Origin of the sequence: Chitinophaga vietnamensis (assembly GCF_902167635.1) — a bacterium.
GTDB classification, from domain to species: Bacteria; Bacteroidota; Bacteroidia; order Chitinophagales; family Chitinophagaceae; genus Chitinophaga; species Chitinophaga vietnamensis.
Map to the genome: position 1 here is coordinate 700,775 of NZ_CABHMS010000004.1, position 18,379 is coordinate 719,153.

Annotated in this window: 16 protein-coding genes; 6 read left to right on the plus strand and 10 right to left on the minus strand. The window is 48.5% G+C overall.

What is annotated here, in order from left to right; genetic code table 11:
- Window positions 1-47 precede the first annotated feature (47 nt).
- The 7 genes from FPG75_RS14155 to FPG75_RS14185 all read right to left on the minus strand — a co-directional run bounded on the left by FPG75_RS14155 (window position 48) and on the right by FPG75_RS14185 (window position 10,089).
- Entirely contained in the window at window positions 48-1,667 is a 1,620-nt protein-coding gene (locus FPG75_RS14155; protein WP_143307502.1) for a thiol-activated cytolysin family protein, read from the minus strand.
- A gap of 6 nt (window positions 1,668-1,673) precedes the next feature.
- Window positions 1,674-3,236, minus strand: coding sequence for a S41 family peptidase (locus FPG75_RS14160; RefSeq protein WP_143307503.1), 1,563 nt, complete (start codon window positions 3,234-3,236; stop codon window positions 1,674-1,676).
- 5 nt (window positions 3,237-3,241) lie between these two features.
- Window positions 3,242-4,405 (minus strand): thiol-activated cytolysin family protein, encoded by a 1,164-nt coding sequence (locus FPG75_RS14165; protein ID WP_143307504.1) that lies wholly within the window; start codon window positions 4,403-4,405, stop codon window positions 3,242-3,244.
- Between the two features lie 64 nt (window positions 4,406-4,469).
- Complete coding sequence (locus FPG75_RS14170; protein WP_143307505.1) at window positions 4,470-5,603, minus strand: thiol-activated cytolysin family protein; 1,134 nt, start codon at window positions 5,601-5,603, stop codon at window positions 4,470-4,472.
- A gap of 9 nt (window positions 5,604-5,612) precedes the next feature.
- Entirely contained in the window at window positions 5,613-6,143 is a 531-nt protein-coding gene (locus FPG75_RS14175) for a hypothetical protein (protein ID WP_143307506.1), read from the minus strand.
- Window positions 6,144-6,428: 285 nt separating this feature from the next.
- Window positions 6,429-7,172 carry a LytR/AlgR family response regulator transcription factor gene (locus FPG75_RS14180; protein ID WP_143307507.1) on the minus strand — a complete coding sequence of 248 codons (744 nt, stop codon included), beginning with the start codon at window positions 7,170-7,172 and terminating at the stop codon, window positions 6,429-6,431.
- Entirely contained in the window at window positions 7,165-10,089 is a 2,925-nt protein-coding gene (locus FPG75_RS14185; protein WP_143307508.1) for a sensor histidine kinase, read from the minus strand. Before FPG75_RS14185 ends, FPG75_RS14180 begins: the two co-directional genes overlap by 8 nt.
- Window positions 10,090-10,288: 199 nt before the next feature.
- Between FPG75_RS14185 and FPG75_RS14190 the strand changes: the two genes are divergently transcribed.
- Window positions 10,289-11,320, plus strand: a complete 1,032-nt coding sequence (locus tag FPG75_RS14190) for an RNA ligase family protein (protein ID WP_143307509.1) — start codon at window positions 10,289-10,291, stop codon at window positions 11,318-11,320.
- On the opposite strand, the gene FPG75_RS14195 is transcribed toward FPG75_RS14190, so the two are convergent.
- Window positions 11,308-12,189 (minus strand): ATP-grasp domain-containing protein, encoded by an 882-nt coding sequence (locus tag FPG75_RS14195; RefSeq protein WP_143307510.1) that lies wholly within the window; start codon window positions 12,187-12,189, stop codon window positions 11,308-11,310. The two genes, FPG75_RS14190 and FPG75_RS14195, sit on opposite strands and share 13 nt — an antisense overlap.
- 93 nt (window positions 12,190-12,282) lie before the next feature.
- Here FPG75_RS14195 and FPG75_RS14200 point away from each other — a divergent pair, with 93 nt between their 5' ends.
- Window positions 12,283-12,738, plus strand: a complete 456-nt coding sequence (locus FPG75_RS14200) for a DoxX family protein (protein ID WP_143307511.1) — start codon at window positions 12,283-12,285, stop codon at window positions 12,736-12,738.
- 88 nt (window positions 12,739-12,826) lie between these two features.
- Window positions 12,827-14,524 (plus strand): hypothetical protein, encoded by a 1,698-nt coding sequence (locus tag FPG75_RS14205; RefSeq protein WP_143307512.1) that lies wholly within the window; start codon window positions 12,827-12,829, stop codon window positions 14,522-14,524.
- Between the two features lie 212 nt (window positions 14,525-14,736).
- On the opposite strand, the gene FPG75_RS14210 is transcribed toward FPG75_RS14205, so the two are convergent.
- Window positions 14,737-15,501 (minus strand): hypothetical protein, encoded by a 765-nt coding sequence (locus FPG75_RS14210; protein WP_143307513.1) that lies wholly within the window; start codon window positions 15,499-15,501, stop codon window positions 14,737-14,739.
- A 101-nt stretch (window positions 15,502-15,602) separates the two neighbouring features.
- Here FPG75_RS14210 and FPG75_RS14215 point away from each other — a divergent pair, with 101 nt between their 5' ends.
- Entirely contained in the window at window positions 15,603-16,049 is a 447-nt protein-coding gene (locus FPG75_RS14215) for a YybH family protein (RefSeq protein ID WP_201747960.1), read from the plus strand.
- A gap of 15 nt (window positions 16,050-16,064) precedes the next feature.
- On the opposite strand, the gene FPG75_RS14220 is transcribed toward FPG75_RS14215, so the two are convergent.
- The gene (locus FPG75_RS14220; RefSeq protein WP_143307514.1) at window positions 16,065-16,880 is read right to left on the minus strand and encodes a helix-turn-helix transcriptional regulator; all 816 of its coding nucleotides are present in this window, start codon (window positions 16,878-16,880) and stop codon (window positions 16,065-16,067) included.
- A gap of 149 nt (window positions 16,881-17,029) precedes the next feature.
- Here FPG75_RS14220 and FPG75_RS14225 point away from each other — a divergent pair, with 149 nt between their 5' ends.
- Both FPG75_RS14225 and FPG75_RS14230 read left to right on the plus strand, forming a co-directional pair.
- Window positions 17,030-17,851 carry an HAD-IIA family hydrolase gene (locus FPG75_RS14225; protein WP_143307515.1) on the plus strand — a complete coding sequence of 274 codons (822 nt, stop codon included), beginning with the start codon at window positions 17,030-17,032 and terminating at the stop codon, window positions 17,849-17,851.
- Window positions 17,852-17,865: 14 nt separating this feature from the next.
- Window positions 17,866-18,246 carry a DoxX family membrane protein gene (locus FPG75_RS14230; protein ID WP_143307516.1) on the plus strand — a complete coding sequence of 127 codons (381 nt, stop codon included), beginning with the start codon at window positions 17,866-17,868 and terminating at the stop codon, window positions 18,244-18,246.
- Window positions 18,247-18,379 lie beyond the last annotated feature (133 nt).

The window sequence follows — 18,379 nt, forward strand, 5'->3', positions numbered from 1 at the left end:
TGGTAAAATGCCATAGCCACGCTAGTGGCGTGGCTATGGCAAACTGGTTATTTTATCAGGCTGGCTACAGGAATGTAGCCCACACCCTCCAGGAGTTCCGGCGTCTTGATCTCATTAGAAGTATAACCATCGGGCAGTCTGATGTAGGACTCCGTTCGGTAATTGGCATACAAAAGTTTGGTATGCCCCTTTTCTGTGTTGTACACGCTTTCGGTGGAGAGGTAACTCGTTCCGGATGATCGGGAAGGAGGATTGGTGTACTGATAGTCGTATTGACTTTTGAAACGATAATCAAATTTGATAAAGTTATATGCTTTGTCTTCCACCGTGCAGGCGGGATCCTGGTAAAACCGGAGGAAGATGTTTCTCGTAGTTTGATAGCCCGTGGCATTGCCGCCTACATTGTTGCTGGTTTGCTGAAACAATGTTTCTATTCTTGCATATATTTTATCAAACGGGCCGAAGTTCACCTGGAAAGGCGCTACGATGGTGCTGTCTGTATCTACGTCGCGCATGCTGAAGGCGATGGGCACGCCCGGCAGCTGTGGGGTATAGGTTTGTCCTTTCGCCAGTAAGGTTGCCAGTCCGGATACGCCGGCGATGGTTTGCACGGCATCTTCGCCTGCCACGCCTACCATCGATACTTTTACATCTGCCGCATTGATGATCCTTTGTTCTTCATCCGTCAAGGTACTGCCGCCATTTACGATGCCCAATATGCTGAACGCTTTCTGAAAGGTGGCGATCACTTTGCTCTCTTCTTCATCTGATTCTATCGACATGATGCCCATGCGTCCGTACTTTACCGTTGATACGTACAAAGGCTTGTGGCCTTCAAATATAGCAGGATCGGCGTTCCGGTCTATCAGTTGTCCATCTTCCGGTATATCCATATCTATCGTAAAATTCTCCTGCCAGAACCTGACCATTACACCGGTGTTTCTCTTGATCATATCTACATTCCTGTCGCTGGCAGTGGCGCTGTTGATGAAGAGCAGGTTACTTTTGGTATTGTAGCGGTACAACTCTTTCATTTCCTGGTAGTAGGAGAAGGCCTTCATTTCATAATTCATTTTCGCAACGCCGCCCGAGCCGGCGAATTCATTCGTTAGTGCTTCTCTCACGATCCTGCGCATTTCAGCGCCGGAGGCCAGCGCCACCGTTTTTGATACTTTGTTGGGACTGGTGGGAATAGAAACAGATACGGTGATGGGCCGTCCGTAACCCAGTATGGGCCTGAGCAGGAAGTTGTCTACACTGCCGCCTTGTATGATAGAGCCAGGGTAAACGACGTTGCTATTGGGTACATCGACCGTAAATTCAGTGGCTTCAAAAAATTTCTGGTAGATCGCTTTCGACTGGTCAACGAGATTGGAAAATTTGATGCCTTTTTCGGTGAGCCCGGTTGCAATCGTACCAGGACCGCCATCGAGTTTTTTTCCATCGAGCCATGCTTTTGCGGTGAACAATTGCCCGCCGCTTTTAGGCGGTTTGGGCACATCGATGCTGAAAGCGGGTATAGACGCGGGTTTTAGCCCGGAGAAGGAACTGCGGCCTGGTTTACTGCCCAGGGCATCTGTTTGCGCTTTTCTGCAACTGGTGTTGACGAAGAGCAGCAGAGAACAGCAGAGGCCTGTGAGGATGACATGAGGAGAAATATGTTTCATAATGTATTATTTGTAGTGTAGTTCATTTATCTGTTTGATCAATCCGTATGGCGTGCCGGCGTTGCCGCTGATCATCTTTCCCGGAAAATCTGCCGGCAGCCGCTCTGTGGCGGTCAGTCGCGGATAAGCGCCGGGCGCTATCTGGTGGAGGATGCTGTGCAGCGCGGGATCCTGCGTATCTCCAAAATCATATCTGGGATCATCTGGTACGGAAACATCGGCGGGCATCCCGTCGAAGTAAGCGCCTTCTCCCGCAGCGTTTTTGGTTTGATACAGGGAGAGGAACACCGCGTATGGACCGATCTTGATATCGAAGAAACCAACAGGTTTGCCATAGGTGCGTACGGCGCCGCCCGAAAGCGAAACGCCGGTGAGCGATACCTGCATATATGGTTTCAGGCTGTTGATGAGCAGCTCGCTGGCAGAGGCGGTGGCCTTACTAACGATGAAGTATACACGCCGTAAGGATAGCAGGTTGCCTTCTTTTTCAAACCTCGCGGTATTGGCAGCAGGAGTATAGTCCACATCGAAGAGGGTGGCGGGTTTCCCGTTGATCAATACCGGTTGGCCTGCGCTGTTGGTGATATACTGTAGTTTGAGCAGGTCTGCTTTGCCGGCCTGCATCAAACTGTTGTAATGTTCGCTGAACATCACCTGGCCGCTGGCCCTTGCCGGCGCGATCAGGTTGGCGAGGAAGCGGCTGCTGTTCTGATAGCCGCCGCCATTGTAGCGCAGATCGATGATGAGGTCTTGTATGCCGGCCTGTTCAAAGCGTTGGAAAACGGGGGTGAGACTCGCGCGCGCGTTTTGTTCTTCCGTAAATCTTTCAAAAGCGAGATAGCCGATTTTTTCATCTCCGGCATCCAGTATCTTTTCTTTATACACGGGATTGGGCGTATAGGAAAGCGCTATCAGCGGCACTTGCCGCCGGTTATTGGTTTGGCCATCCGCGATATCCAGTTGTACATTGCCGCGCTGAAAACTATTCAGTATGTACTGATAATAGTTATCAGCAGTTTCTGCGGCCCGGCCGTCTACCGCCATGATCCGGTCGCCGCGTTTCAGGCCCACGCCTGCGGCTGGCCCGCCTTTGCTGACGGCCATGATCCGGATATCCTGCGGGCCTACAGCGGCCAGCGAGAGGCCCATGCCGCCATCTCCGGCCTGCAAGGCCGCCAGCGGATGTTGCTGCGCCGGCAGATAAGAACCAGGATCGTCCGGCTCTACGATGATGGAATATTTATTGCCCTGCTGTTGGTTCGGTAAGGCTTCGTAAGGCTGTTGCGTCAAAGGATTTACGGCATATGCTACCAGGTCCTGCAGGGCTTTGCGCATGCGCTGCAATGGCGCCTGATCGCTGGCATCTGCATAATGTTGCGGGCTGAACTGCCTGTAGCCCGGCAACTGATCCTGCCAGAGATAGAGTTGCGAAGTATACAGGAACAGCGTGTCCAACGACTTTTTCAAGGCGGTATTTTCACCTTTTTGTGCTGTAGCCGGCGCCTCTTTTTTACAGGCAGTCGAGAGGTGGAGCAGCAATAGCAACAACAAAAAATGACGAGCGTTCATATGTATTAATTGGGATAGTCCAGCCGGAAAACAGTTTTTACGGGAGTATTATCGCTGAGATAGCGCATGGTAAAAGATATTGGCACGCCAGGATCGGCGGCGCTGAATGTGGTGCTGTGAAAGATATAGTTCACAAACTGGTCATAGCCATTCACTGCCTGTGTTACCGGCGCACCGGAGCCGCCTATCAGGTAGATGTTGATCCGGGCGGAATTGACCAATGTTTTTTCGTAGTCTGTCAAAGATTCTGTTGTTCTGCCGAACAGTTTTTTGATTGTTTTTTCAAATGCGGATTTCACTTCGTCTGATTGAAAATTACTTTCTGCCACTACGATACCCATGCGGCCATAGGTAACGGTGTTCACGTACACAGGTGAATAGCCATAGAGCACAGATTTGTCTACATTGGTTTCATCTACCAGCTTACCATCGGCCGGCGCATCGAGTACGATGGAGAAGTTTTTCATCGTGAACTTGGCGATGATCGCTGTGGGAAATTCGGAGCGGACGGCAGAGAAATTGAAAGAAGAGCTGGATGAATAAAAAAGCCCTTTCACGTTTACATTGTAACCATACGCTTCTTTGATCTCGTCATAGTAAGAAAACTTGAAGGTTTCATACAGGAATGATTCGAGCTGCCCGCCGGAAAAGCCCGGCGACGTTAGCGCCTGGCGCAGGAATATGCGGGTGCGCGACAAGGATGGCGTATCAATTACTGCAACGGAAAGATCTGAAGGGAAGGTAGCATACACCTTGATGGGGTAACGCTTGTAATTCCGGATGGGCAGTGGTACAAAATTATCTGAGTTGATAGAGGTGCCCCTGATCAATGAGCCAGGATAGATCAAGGTTTCATTGTTGGGCACCACTACCTGCTCATCAGCTTCATAGAAGCGGCTGTAGCCGGTGTTATAGGGCCATATACTATCTCGCAGGAATTGCCCGGTGTTCATTTTCCGGGCATCGAGCAAGGCTTTCAGGTCTGCCTGGTCTGCTGCTGTCCTGATGGTAATAATGGTATCACCGAACTTCTTTAACTGGCGGAAGGAGTAAGGTGCATCCGAGGCGTTTTTTCCGTCAACCGGATCCACATTAATTTTTTTGGTACAGGCATTCAGCAGGAGCGCGGCAACCAGTATACCTGCCGGCAATTTCCAGGTCTGGAGCATAATGTATCATTTTGAGTAATTGAAAAACAGCAGCAGGCCGCTGGCGGCTTGCTGCTGCTGCTCATCAGTTCGGAGGCAGTAATAATTGGAACTGGGTAGCATAGGGTGAAAAGTCGCTCACATAACGCAGGTCAAATGAGATGGGAACGCCCGGGTTGGTAGCGGAAAATTTTCCTCCTTTGAGGATCAGTTCAGAAAATCCGTCGAAGCCGCTGATCGTTCTTACAGCGTCTGTACCATCTGCACCGATGATGTAAGACTGGATCGTGGCTGCCTGCAACAGGTGCAGCTGATCAGAAGTGAGGTTGGCGCCGCCGCCTACAATGCCTACGTTGAAAGCCGCTTTAACAGCCAGGTTCGTGGCTTCGTAGGTATCTGTTGATTCTATCGTAATGATACCCATGCGGCCAAAGTTCACATTGCTCACGATCAGCGGCGCATAGCCGCCAAAGCGGGAGGGATCTACAGAACCTTCTATCACCTTTCCATCTGCCGGAGGGTCCATGTTGATGGAGAAATTCTTCTGTACAAACATGGCGCGTATCCTTGTTCGCTTGTTGCTGGAGCTGTCCCAGCTTTGAACGGAAGCAGAAAATATCTTGCCGATATTCACATTCGCGCCGAACGACAATTTCAATTCATCGGAGCGATAGAAGCGCTGCATATCATAGGTGAAAGAAGAGATCTGATCGCCCGTACCTCTCAGCAATGCTTTGCGTACGAAGGCCTGTTGTGAAGAGCCGCTGGGCACTTTGATAGAGTCCTGTACGAAATCGGTGGGAAAGTCTGCATACACGGAGATAGGCCGCTGTTGCACGCCCTGTATAGGTTTCAGCGTCATATCATCTATTGAGTTGCCTTGTAAAAGCGCGCCGATATAAGTGGTGGTGCGGTCTTTCACCGTTAATGCCGGGATTTCGTCGGAAGAGAGGTAATAGGTTCTGCTGCCGTCAGGGTTGGTAACTACACGGTCGATGCTGGTGGTGTTCCGTTTTGAGCGGTTAACGATGGCCTGGAATTGCTCTTCCGTCAGCATCTGAAGCTGAATTGGCTTAGGAATGAACTTCTGGAAATTGGCGAACTGATAATCGATCTTGCCAGGTCTTTGTTGTTGCGGGGCGGCTGCCTCCTTGTCTTTCCGGCAGGAGTACATTACCAGTGAGGCGCAGCCAAGCAGTAACAGGATATATTTTTTCATAGTCTGATTTTAGTTGATGGAAGTATAGGCTTTGATATTCATCTGGGTGGGGATATTATCCAGTTTGTATATCACCTGTTTGTTATTGTCGTAAGTAGTTTCGTTGAAAAGGGTGAGCCATCCGCCGAGTTTGAAATTATAGGACTGCACATCCAGCGTAAGCCTGGGCGATCCGGTAGCGGGCCAGCGATCAATGCCATTGGCCATTATCCAGATATTGTATTTGATGTAATTGCCGTTGGCGTCCACTCTTGGCAGGGTAATCACATCATTCTTGTCCCAGAACTCCTGTATGGTAACAATGGGCGTATAGTTTTCATCGGCTACGGTGATATACAGGTTGCAATCTACATAGGGAGTACCTATTTGTTTATTGCTCCAGGTGATCGTTACATTTGATTCGGTGGAAGATACGCTGGCTTTGTGCTGATTGTCTATTGCAGGTAAAGGCGGCTGTACGGGCGAAGCATCTTTCCGGCAGCTGGCCACCATAAAGGCAAACAGGAGAAAAAAAAGTAGTTGATAAGGCAGTCTTTTCATAATCTGGGTTTTTAAAAGCGGGTCCCGGCTGAAAAGCAATGATTCCAGCAAAGACATTGTTATTAAAGGATAATATGTACGGGTGTTAATTAAAAAGTGCTCGGGTTTATTAATAGTTTCATCAGGCAGGTATGTTCGCGCTACGTACCGTTTTTTTTATTGGATATAAAGATGAAGATTCCGGATCAGAATAAAAATGGCTGATTGATAAGTGAGGCGTTTCAATTCATAAACGTATACTTTGAGCCGGGTTGGATAAGGACGAATACGTACCTCCCCGCCTGATCATAGTTTCAGGCGGTTCATGAAATCGTGTTTCCTTCGTTGTGATATCTCGATGATCTTCCCATTGCTCATCTCTACCTGCCCGTTCTTACCTGGCAGGTATTTTACAATATGGTTCAGGTTAATGATGTAGGCATCATGCACCCGGTAAAAATCCCGCTCCGGCAGGATGGCTTCATATTTTTTCAGGTAACCGGAGATCAGCAAAGGTTTTTTGTTGGTGAACTCAAATAAAGTATAGGCCCCTTCTGCAATACAGGCCACAATGTCCGCAACAGGATAGAAGAACGAGCCCTGGTTGGTCCGGAGAATGATCCGGTTGCTGTGCTGCGTTTGTTGCACTTCCTGCAGCAGGTCGTTGAGGCGGGTATGAATATGCCGTGCGCTATGCCGGTCCCGCACTTTTTGAACGGCCTGTTTGAGATCTCCGATATCGATGGGTTTAAGGAGATAGTCCAGCGCATTATAACGAAATGCTTTGGTGGCATAGGATGCATAAGCTGTTACAAAGATCACTTCAAAGCTAACTGGCGCGATCTGTGAAAGCAGGTCAAAAGCATCCTGCCCTGGTAGCTCAATATCCAGGAATAGCAGGTCGGGCGCGTTTTCGCCGATCAGTGTAATTGCTTCGCTTACTTTGCTGGCGGTGCCTGTGATAGTTACATCCAGGCAATAGAGACCCAGCATTTTAGTCAGGATAGAGATGTTCCTGGGTTCATCATCAACAATGATACATTTAATCATACACGGTTTTCTTTGTCAAAATATGAGGTAATCGGATCGTTACCCTGGTGCCGGATAGCTTGCCCGGAGTATTTTTCAAGTCTGTGATTTCGATCATAATAGGGAATCCCATCGCTTTGCTTAAAAGTTCAATGCGTTCTGCTACCAGCTGCATTCCCCTGGATTTATGAGCGGCATGCTTACTGGCTTTCAGGGCCTGCGCTGCCGTTATCCCGATACCATTATCCTGTATCTCGCAGATAACATGTTGCTCGCTCTTCTTAAAGGAAATTTCTACCAGCCCTGCTCTGTCCCAGCCATGGCCTATGCCATGGCGAATAGCATTTTCAACATAGGGCTGCAACATCATGCTGGGTATTTTGGTATCATAAGCATCGAGCGTACTGTCTATATGAAATGCGTATTGCAGTTTGTTATCAAACCTCAGTTGTTCCAGCGTGAGATAATTTTTTAGATAGGAAACCTCATCAGAGATGGGAATGGTGGTTTGCAGGGAATTGTCAAGCGTTTGACGGATCAGGCGTGCAAAGCTGCTCAGGTATTTATTGGCATTGATGATGTCCTGTTCCAATATATATTCCTGTACCGCATGCAGGCAGTTAAAAATAAAATGCGGGTTCATCTGCGCCCGCAGCGCCTTTTGCTCTAACTCCGACAGCCTTTGTTCCATTTGCCTGCTGAGGCTTTGCCGCTGGTTATATATCTTGTTCCGGTAAGCCACAATGGCCCAGGTGATGAAGATGATCACCAGGGATATACCCACCAGGAACCAGCCTGTTTGCCAGAACTTCGGAATCACTTTTAAAGGAATGGCGATCGTTTTGCTTTTCACGTTAAATTTATTGACAGCATACATTTCCAGCTGGTAGGAGCCGGGAGGCAGGGAGATAAATTCGAGGAAATTCTGATGGATCATTTTCCAGCCCGGATCTTTGGGCAACAAGCGGTAATAGTAGGAGATATCGCCTTCCGACTTGAAAGATATCGCAGTGAAATCAAAGCGGATATGGTTATCGGCGTATTCGAGCGCGGACAGCTGCTCCTGGCCCACCGGCAGGCCATTGGAGGAGATGCCGAGTATTTTAAGATCGCATATAGACGTGGAATGTACCCTGGTTTTATCGAAGAAGGTGAGGCCGTCGAGCGTGCCAACGAATACCGTATCTTTTCTGATAACGATGGTGTTGATAAAGCCGCTGGCCAGGCCATCTGCGGTGGTATAGTGATTGATCTTTGTGGCGCTGTCTTTAATTTTCAACTGGTCCAGCCCTTTGTCGGTGCCTATCCACACGCTGCCGCCGGTATCGGGTACGATGCAATGGATATCGCTGCTGCTCAAGCCATTCTGTGAATCGAAATGCCACAATACCCGTTGATGCCGGATACCGAATACGCCGCCGCCGGAAGTAGCCACGCACAACGTGCTGTCGCTGCTCATAGCGATAGCTGTGATACGATTGCCCAGGTATGGATGCAGGTGGCTCATCGCTGTCAGCACATTGTTACTGTCGATGGTGTACAGGCCATGAAAGGTGCCGAGATAAGTAGTGTTACCAGATACGTATACTGCGGTGGTGCGTTCCTGGTAGCGCACAACATAATCGCGCGGGCGGAGGCTGTTGAATTGTAATAGTCCGTTGGAAGCCGCTACCAGTATGGAACCGTCGGGGTTCAGGAATACTTTCTTGACAGAGGAAGTTACCTGTAGCTGTTGCGCATGGTTTGCATCACTGAAAGAATAGAAGTTATCACCACTTGTTACCAATAGTTGATGATCGGTCATGGCGATAAAGGAAACAGGCCGCTTGAATGTCTGCGTTACTGCTTTGCTGATGCGGACATCCGGATGGAAGCCGATCTTCAGGCAGGCGTCTTCTGTCCCAACGAGCAGTTCATGGCCATTATCGTATAGCGCATGCACCATGATGCGCTTGTTGTCCGCCGTATGGCGGATGCATTTGAACTGTGCGGAATGCATCCGGAATATACCGTTATTCAAAGTGCCGAACCAGGTGTTGCCTTCTCTGTCTGTATAGCAGCTGCTCACATTTTCTCCCGGTAAAAAATGATCCATGGTCCTGAAACTGGCGGTATTGAACAGGATCGTTCCGCCGGAGGTATTCAGATACGCCATCGAATCATTGGCCAGTTTGAAATTGTTGATGACCGGGAATTTCAATACTGTTTTGCTGCCGGAGATATGAAACTCATTGTCTGAACGCCAGTAGATGCGGGCATTCCGGGAAGCTACCTGGTATATATATCCTGTAGTTTTCTGATGGAGCGGAATGGCCCTTCCTTTGCTGAGCAGGTACAGGCAGTTGAGCCGCATCATGTAAATATTCCCCTGCTCGTCGGAGGTGATATAATCAATGCTGTTCATCAGGCCGGGAGGCCGGTTGCCCAGGGAGATCACCTTGCCTTCACGCGTTAAAATGTATAGTTCTTCCCGGCTGGCGATGATGATGTTTTGATCTTTATCTTCAATAATACTGTGAATGATATTGGTGAAGCGCATTTTACGGAGTGCCGTATCCTGCTGCTGGTTGTACACTTTGCCCTTATAGCAATAGGAGATAGTATTCCTGAAGGGAACAAACCACATCCTGTTCCTGCTGTCTGCAAACAAGTGAATGGTGGCATTATCAGGGAGACCGTCACTGGTGGTGATGTTGCGGAAGGTGGTGCCATCGAAGCGGCTAACGCCGGTTTCTGTGGCAAACCACATAAACCCTTCTTTGTCTTGCGTGATATCGTACACAATATTGCCGGCAAGGCCCTGGTCAAGGCTGTATTGTGTGTAGTTATACGTTTGCGCGCTGATGCCGGAACAGCCAACAAGTGCTATCCATAATAAGGGAAGCCTTTTTAGCCACCTGGTATAAAATGCATGGGTGTTGGCGGATGAGTATAACATGTAAACAATGAAGCGGGATAAGAAACAAAGACTGCACAGGCAGCCGGGTTAAATCTACAATACATCTTTTCGCTGGGATCCGTTCTTAATGCCACTGTAACTAAAGTATAGAAAAAAGGCCTCCTGTCCAAATATCTTTTCTGCCGGATTCGTATATTTGCGCCTGTTTTTGTTAACTCATAAGTTCCAGCCATATCATATGAACAAGAATTCTGAATATGAGAAAATGCCCAAGAACCTCAAGGGGCTTGACCTGTCTGAGAAAGACCAGCAACAGCTGAATAAATTAAAATGGGTAGTGACAGAGAAGATACATGGCGCTAATTTCAGCTTCGTGTATGAAGACCGGCAATTGCGGTATGCCAAAAGGAAAGATTACCTGAAATGGAACGACGACTTTTTCGGATTCCAGACAGTGGCGGTGAAGATGGAAGAACAGATGACCAGTTTATTTGAACAGCTGAAACAAGACATCCCTGCACAGCGGTACATTGTTTATGGAGAGTTGTTCGGAGGAAAATATCCGCACCCGGAAGTGGCCGCGGATGAGCAGGTACAGGCCATTCAAACGGGTGTCTATTATTCTCCTGTTATCCAGTTCTGCGCGTTCGATATCGCGGTAGAAACGGCAGAGGGCATCAAAAACTATCTCGATTACGACCATGCGATAAAATATTTTGAACGCTTCGGGATATTCTATGCCAAAGTATTGTTCAGCGGCAAACTGAATGAAGTGTTGAACTTTAATACCCGCATAGATTCCGGCATTCCATCCCAATTGCATTTACCGGCGCTGACGCCTAACCTGATAGAAGGCGTGGTGGTAAAGCCTTTGAGCCATTCTTCCATTCCCGGCCTTGCCTCGCGCCCGGTCATCAAACTCAAAAATCCTGAATTTGATGAAGAGAAAAAATTTCATGAAGCAGAGAAATGGTCCTTTGTGCCGGATCTCAGGTCCCGTTCAGAAGAGCTGTCGTTCCTCGTGGAGGAGATGGCCCACTATATTACAAAGAACAGGATGAACAGTGCTTTGTCGAAGATCGGAAGGCTTGATTTCAGTAATGAAAAGAGAATGGAAGAAATCAAAAAAGAGTTCCTGGAAGATATCTTTTGCGACTTTAACAACGACAACGACAATATCCTGGCCGATCTGGATGCCTCCGACACCCAGTGGCTACGCGACCGGATAGCGGTACGTATTGCGGAGTTCATCGCCGGCTACGATAGTTGAGCTAAATGCTCCACCAATGCCTGATGGTAGTTAGCCATGGCATTCTCGCCATAAGCCAGGTACAGGAAGGGTTCTGTTAACTCCAGTTCCATCAGTACAAAGCGCCCGTCTACCATCAATCCATCTACGCGGGCATAGAGGCAGTCTTTCGCAAACTGTTGCACATAGGCTGCTGCGGCGGCTATTTCCGCTGCGGAGGGATGTAAGGTTTCAATAGACCCGCCATAGATCTGTTGTACCCGGAAATCGCCTGCCTTGGGCTTTTTCAGAATGGTATGGCTATACTTGCCGTTAAAGAAAGTAAAGGACCATTCGCCCTGCTGTACTTCTTCCATCAAAGGCTGCACAATGAAATCGCCTTTGCCGAGCAGGGTTACCACCTGGTCATATGCCTGGTCCATCTCTTCTTTCCGGATGATCACCGTATCCTTGGAACCGCCGCTCACACAGGGTTTGATGATGATGTTGCCAGTATGCAGCTGTTCAAATAAAGCGGGAAGATCTCCCTGCCATCCCTGTTCCAGGAAAAGCGAAGGTATCATATCAAATCCGGCCGCGGCGATATCTTGCAGGTAATGTTTATCGATATTCCAGCGCACCGTTTGGTAATCATTGAGCAGCCGTATGTTCAGGGCCTCGAGCCGATGGAGCCAGGCTTTGAAAGCATCGATCTTCTGATGGTAATCCCAGGGCGTTTTGAGCAGGGCTACATCGTATTGCTGCCAATCGACGGATGGGTCGTCCCAGATTTCGGCGCTAATATCGAGGCCTTTGTTTTGCAGGTAAGGCAGTACGTCGGTGTATTCGTTGAAACCGTTGGCGGCGGAGTATCTCACGGCGCCGTCATATATAATATAAGCGATCTTCATGGGCAGCAAAGCTATACATTTCTGAATAGCGTCGCAACTCAGAAACTAACATACATCAATTTTCCGGGGCATATTATTACAGACCTTTGTACCATGAAACCATTATTTGTATTGATCATTACAGCGCTATTGAGCGCGGGGATCTCAAAACTTTTTACCGGCAGCTGGCACTGGCTGCTGGCGGGCAACCTGGCCATGTGCCTGATGTTATGCTTTACGGCGCTGGGGCATTTTCTTTTCACCAAAGGGATGACGATGATGCTGCCGCCCTTTGTTCCTTTCAAAAAAGAGATGGTGTATCTTACAGGCGTGATAGAGCCTTGCTTCGGTATTGCGCTCTTGTTCCCTGCTGTACGGCACATCGCGGGCATGGCGTTGATCTTCTTTTTTGTGATCATACTACCGGCGAATATCTATGCGGCCATCAAAAGGGTGAACTATGAGCAGGCCAGCTTCGATGGTCCGGGGGCTGCCTACCTGTACAAAAGAGTACCCATGCAGCTGCTTTTCATTGGCTGGGTCTATTATTTTTCCATATGGCTGAAATAGATGTTCCAACGCATTTTAATGTTATTATAATATTTGTCTTGCGCATAATCCCCTACCTTTGGCAGCTATGACCAAAAAGGACGTAACCATGAAAAGCCTCCATTGGATAATTTTCCTTCCGTTCATCTTCTTCTTTTATTCTTCAGCCTTTGCGCAATCAGATTACATCGACCTTGGAAACAAGCAATATCAGCTGCTCAACAGGCTCGATATCCGCACCCAGGGCGATTCTTTGCTGGGTTTTACGTCTGTGAAGCCGTATAACCGCAAAAAGATGACGGAAAGGGTATTGTGGATAGATTCCATGGCAGGCGCCGGCCAGCTGCCTTTTCACCTCACATCGGTAGACCGGTACAATATCCGCCGGATGGCGATGGATAACTGGGAATGGGCGCCCGATTCGGCATGGATGTACACCAGGAAACCGATCTGGCATGTCTTTTATCAAAGGCCAGGGGCATTGTATGCCGTAAACGTGAAAGATTTCAAGTTGGTGGTCAACCCCGTACTGAACCTGCAAATAGGGCATGCCAATGATGGTACCGGCAGTATCTATCAGAACACCCGTGGCGTTGTACTGAGAGGGGTAATTGCCAACCGGCTGAGTTTCTATACCTACCTTACCGATAACCAGGAGCGTGATCCTGCTTATGTGAGGGACTTTGTAACAAAATATGATGCCGTGCCAGGCGCGGGATTTTATAAATCGTTTGGCCGTAACGGTTATGATTACTTCGATGCCAGGGGCGGTATCTCCTTCAATGCCGCTAAATATTTCGATATTCAGTTTGCCTACGACAAACTCTTTATCGGAAATGGCTACCGTAGCCTGTTCCTGAGCGATTTTAGTAACAATTACCTGTACCTGCGTATCGTTACCCGTATATGGAAATTTGATTACGAAAATATCTTCGCGCAAACTATCGGGCCATTCCCGCCTTACGGGCAGGATGGAAAAAGAGAGCTGCGGCCGCAGAATTATATGATGATGCACCATCTCTCCCTGCAGGTAACACGATGGCTGAACCTGGGCTTCTATGAAAACATTATGGAAGATGGTTCGCATGGTTTACAGCTCAGCTATCTGAACCCGATCATTTTTTACCGCTCTATAGAACAGCAGCTGGGCGCTGTAGGCAAGGCCAATGTAGGCTTTGAGGCCAAAGCTAATGTGGCCAAAACAGTGCAGCTCTATGGTCAGCTGCTCATCAATGAGTTTGTGACCAAAGAGGTGTTCCACTATAGCCGCGGTAGTTTCGCCAACAAACAAGCCTTGCAGCTGGGCGTGAAATACATCGACGCCCTGAACATCAGGAACCTCGATCTGCAGGCGGAAGCTAACTTTATACGACCATATACTTATACTAACTACGATAGCGTCACCAATCTCACACACTACAATCAGCCGCTGGCGCACCCGCTGGGGGCCAATGTCAGGGAGTTTATCGGGATCGCTAAATACCAGCCTGTTCCCCGTTTATATCTCACGGGCAAACTGATGCACTATTTACAAGGACTGGATTCTGCCGGTGTGAACATGGGCAGCAATGTTTTCCGCAGCTATAACACCAGGCCAAGAGATTATGGTTTCTTCATTGGCACCGGTACGCCTGTGAACAGCACCACCGCCTCCATGGCTGTGTCGTGGGAGTTATTTGAAAATGCCTTTCTCGACCTGAATGCCACCTACAGAACCTATAATGTAAAGGGGATGCCCAACAGCAATACACTCTTCTATTCCATCGGCTTCCGGATGAATATACAACCGCGGGAGTTCAACTTCTGACGCGAAGGTTGTCTGGCTCAGGATTATATGATTGAAAGGATTAGCAGGATTTTTTTACAGGATTAATAATAAGGATTAAAAAAGGATTCGCGAAGATCATATCGAATTGATCTCCGCGAATCCTTTTTTAATCCTTATTATTAATCCTGTAAAAAAATCCTGCTAATCCTTTCAATCATATAATCCTGAGCCAGACAACCTTCGCGCGCGACTCAGAATTTGATCAACAATTTTTCAGAAATGAGCTTATTGTCTTTGTAATACTCAAAATACCAGTCCCCATTTCTTTTCAGCACGATGCCGTGTGAGGCGTTGTTATCCGCGATGAAGCAATCCGGTACGGAGGTTTTCAGCAGGTTTAAAACTATTTTCGGAGAGGTGTCGATGAGCTGATAGCCATTGGCGGTAGTCTGTGCGTACAGGGTGCCTGCAGCATCTTTTACCTGTGGTACGGCAGGTGTTGGCGCAGCGGCCGCTGGCGCGGGAGCAGGCGTTGGCGCAGGTGTTGCCGCAACTGGTGCTGCGGGCTGTGGCGCTGCATTGGTGGCGCCATTATAAGCATATGGTACGTCATTCAACGAAGTGAAAGCATCCCGCAAAGCAAGGTTGTAGGATGTGGCAAATTCTTTCTCCCGGCTCTTGCCTTCTTTACTTTTAAAGAGCTCATTACCCTGGCAGTCTTTCAGATGCAGCACGAGATTGGTGGCGAAGAGGGTCTTCCTTTCTGTCACCTCTGCTTTCAGCGCATTGCATTTGTTGGCGGCCAGTTCTTTCGGGATATCGGTATTATCGAAAAAAACAGTGAATCCTTTCTCTTCGAGTAAAGATTTGGCCAGGGTGTTCAGGCCGTACTGGTTCTCTTCTTTGGAGAAACTGAAACGCTCTGGCAACAACACGTATTTGTAGTTATTGATAGTGTTCTGGGCCTGTGCCGCAAAGGAGGCGAGCACCAGGAATAATAATGTACGTACTTTCATATGGTAGTTTGTCTGCTGATGATGACGAATATAGATTTTTGTTCGCTATTTTACAATTTTCCCGCCTCCCGATCCGCTTCCTTTGTGTAAAAATGATAGCTATGAAATGTATGTTTATGTCAGGCCTGTGGCTGATGATCGCGGGAGCCCTCAGTGCGCAGGTGACCCAGGACCCGCTGAAAGCCGCCAGGAAGGCCATTGAAGCCAGTAATGCCATTTATGCCGATCTGGCCAACAAAAATGATGGTTCTATCCTCACGAGGTATACTGATGATGCCTGTCTGCTGCCGCCCAATGCAGCGCCGGTTTGCGGCAAAGAGAATATTGCGCGTTTCTTTAAAGATGGCCCGAAGGTGCATAGCAAGTTCACGATCCAGCATTTGTATGGAGATGGTAAAACATTTGTGACGGAAGAAAGCTATTACGAGATGACCGACCTGCAAGGCAATAAGCTTGATGATGGCAAGGTGGTGGTGGTGTGGAAGCATACCAAAGACGGATGGAAGATGCATCGCGATATGTTCAGCAGCAACCATCCCACGAAATAGGCTGCCACGGCCGTTTTAGAAGCCTATGTTCACCGCTTGCTGAAAGGCTTCTCCATGCTTCATCAATGAAAGACGGGCCGCCGATGGCGTGATGCCGGTAAATTTTCTGAACTCCTTGATGAAATGCGCCTGGTCGTAATAACCGCATTCATACGCGATGGAGGTAAGCGATGCCGGTGTAGATAATACCCGGTCGAGGCTTTTGTTGAAACGTATCACGGCCACAAAAGCAGCAGGGCTGATGCCTACGTGCGACAGATACAATTGCTGTATATATCTTTCAGATATCCCGGAACTGCGCGCCAGTGCGGGCAGGTTCAGCTGCTCATGTGTGGCCGAAAGCTGGCGGCAGAGCTGCTGCACAATGCCGGCCTTCTTCAATTGCTTTTCATTTTTCCTCAGTTGCTGTAACAGGTAAGTCTCCAGCACCGCTATCTTGCCGGTGATGAGGGGCGCCTGCTGAAGTTGTTCATATAGTTGCTGCATGGCTGCCGGCTCCACATCATAGAGGTCGGTGGCATAGTTGGTGAACACAGCAACCGGATGAGGAAAAAATAAGGGACAGGCATAAGGGAAGAAGCGCGCGATGAGCACCGTAGTGCCTTTGCTGACGCTCAATCGCGTAGGCAGCGTGAGATGCCCGAGCAGCTCGATGGAGGGCGTGTCTTTCCTGTTGCCATTGATAATGGTAGCTGCCGAGCCGGAGAGGTTGACCACCATATCAACATAAGCGCTCGGATAAAACACCTCGTTGTTGAGGTCTTTCCCGATAGTGAGCACCGTATAATTCTTGATATATGGCGCCAGGATCGCAGAGGGGAGAAAGGGCATCCGAAATGATCTTTGTCTGAAGATAAAAAAAATAGTTATCTTTAAGCCGTCATAACACCTCATACACCTGAAACGCTGTTCTGATACAGCTTCCCGCCTTTATCATTCCATAGTTAATCAATCAACATCTAACCAACATCTGATTTACTATGAAAAAAAAGGGATTTCTTATCGACATGGACGGTGTGATCTACAAAGGACATGAGCCTATTCCGGGCGCAGTAGAATTTATCAATGGCCTGAGAGCAAAGGGCCTGCCTTTCCTGTTTCTGACCAACAACAGCCAGCGCACCAGCAGAGACGTATGTTACAAGCTCAACAAGATGGGGTTTAAGGTGAATGAAGGAGATATCTTCACTTGTGCGATGGCTACCGCGCGTTATCTCGCCTCGCGGAAGGAGCATGGCACGGCCTATGTGATCGGCGAAGGCGGCCTGCTCACAGAGCTGCACAATGTGGGATATTCTATTGTAGACGACCAGCCGGATTATGTGATCATCGGCGAGGGTCGCACGATTATGCTGGAGTCGGTAGACAAAGCGCTCAACATGATCATGAAGGGCTCGAAGCTCATTGCTACCAATCTCGATCCCAATTGTCCGGTATCAGATGGCAAGTACCGCGCAGGTTGCGGCGCCCTGGTAGCGATGCTGGAATGCGCCGCCGGCGTGAAGGCCTTCAGCGTAGGAAAGCCCAGCCCCGTGATGATGCGCATGGCCCGCAAAGCCCTGCAACTCACTACCGACGAAACCGTGATGATCGGCGACACCATGGGAACAGATATCCTTGGCGCCGGCTCCATGGGCTTCACTACTGTGCTTACGCTCACCGGCGTTACACAGGAACAGGACCTCGATCATTTTGGATATACACCTGATTTCATCATCAGATCTATCAAAGACCTGCTGGATGAAACACTCTTCTCACGCGTAACAGGAGCAACAATTCAAAAAAATATCTATTTTTCATAAAAATTCACACACTTATGAAAAAGAAAATCCTGTTCGTAATCAGCTTGTTGTTCGGGTTGATGTTCATCAATGCCGGTCTCAACAAGTTCTTAAACTACATGCCTGTTCCGAAAGATATGCCGGAGAGTATGATGAAGCTCATGGGAGCCATCATGCAGATCAGCTGGCTGATCCCGCTGGTAGGCATCGTAGAAGTAATAGGAGGCCTATTGTTTATTTTTAACAAAACCAGGGCGCTGGGTGCGATCGTTATTCTGCCGGTAATGGTAGGCGTGTTGCTGATCAACATCACGGCAGCGCCTTCCGGATTGCCGATAGCAGGAGCGCTGTTCCTGATCAACCTCTGGGTGATCTTCGAGAACCGCGCCAAGTACCTGCCAATGGTACAGGCATAAGCAGCTTCCAGGCTGTGCAAGAGACAAACCATTTATTTAAGATTTTCGAATTTATTGATTTACGGATTTATTGATTTAATTGAAGCGGAGATAGCAACATTGTTCGTCTCCGCTTCAATTAAATCAATAAATC

Bases quoted from the DNA above. Each gene is read 5' to 3' on its own strand.
- FPG75_RS14210 (WP_143307513.1), bottom strand. From the start codon at position 15,501: ATGAAAGTACGTACATTATTATTCCTGGTGCTCGCCTCCTTTGCGGCA.
- FPG75_RS14225 (WP_143307515.1), top strand. From the start codon at position 17,030: ATGAAAAAAAAGGGATTTCTTATCGACATGGACGGTGTGATCTACAAA.
- FPG75_RS14170 (WP_143307505.1), bottom strand. From the start codon at position 5,603: ATGAAAAAATATATCCTGTTACTGCTTGGCTGCGCCTCACTGGTAATG.
- FPG75_RS14180 (WP_143307507.1), bottom strand. From the start codon at position 7,172: ATGATTAAATGTATCATTGTTGATGATGAACCCAGGAACATCTCTATC.
- FPG75_RS14185 (WP_143307508.1), bottom strand. From the start codon at position 10,089: ATGTTATACTCATCCGCCAACACCCATGCATTTTATACCAGGTGGCTA.
- FPG75_RS14160 (WP_143307503.1), bottom strand. From the start codon at position 3,236: ATGAACGCTCGTCATTTTTTGTTGTTGCTATTGCTGCTCCACCTCTCG.
- FPG75_RS14175 (WP_143307506.1), bottom strand. From the start codon at position 6,143: ATGAAAAGACTGCCTTATCAACTACTTTTTTTTCTCCTGTTTGCCTTT.
- FPG75_RS14165 (WP_143307504.1), bottom strand. From the start codon at position 4,405: ATGCTCCAGACCTGGAAATTGCCGGCAGGTATACTGGTTGCCGCGCTC.
- FPG75_RS14195 (WP_143307510.1), bottom strand. From the start codon at position 12,189: ATGAAGATCGCTTATATTATATATGACGGCGCCGTGAGATACTCCGCC.
- FPG75_RS14155 (WP_143307502.1), bottom strand. From the start codon at position 1,667: ATGAAACATATTTCTCCTCATGTCATCCTCACAGGCCTCTGCTGTTCT.
- FPG75_RS14230 (WP_143307516.1), top strand. From the start codon at position 17,866: ATGAAAAAGAAAATCCTGTTCGTAATCAGCTTGTTGTTCGGGTTGATG.
- FPG75_RS14190 (WP_143307509.1), top strand. From the start codon at position 10,289: ATGAACAAGAATTCTGAATATGAGAAAATGCCCAAGAACCTCAAGGGG.
- FPG75_RS14220 (WP_143307514.1), bottom strand. From the start codon at position 16,880: ATGCCCTTTCTCCCCTCTGCGATCCTGGCGCCATATATCAAGAATTAT.
- FPG75_RS14215 (WP_201747960.1), top strand. From the start codon at position 15,603: ATGAAATGTATGTTTATGTCAGGCCTGTGGCTGATGATCGCGGGAGCC.
- FPG75_RS14200 (WP_143307511.1), top strand. From the start codon at position 12,283: ATGAAACCATTATTTGTATTGATCATTACAGCGCTATTGAGCGCGGGG.
- FPG75_RS14205 (WP_143307512.1), top strand. From the start codon at position 12,827: ATGAAAAGCCTCCATTGGATAATTTTCCTTCCGTTCATCTTCTTCTTT.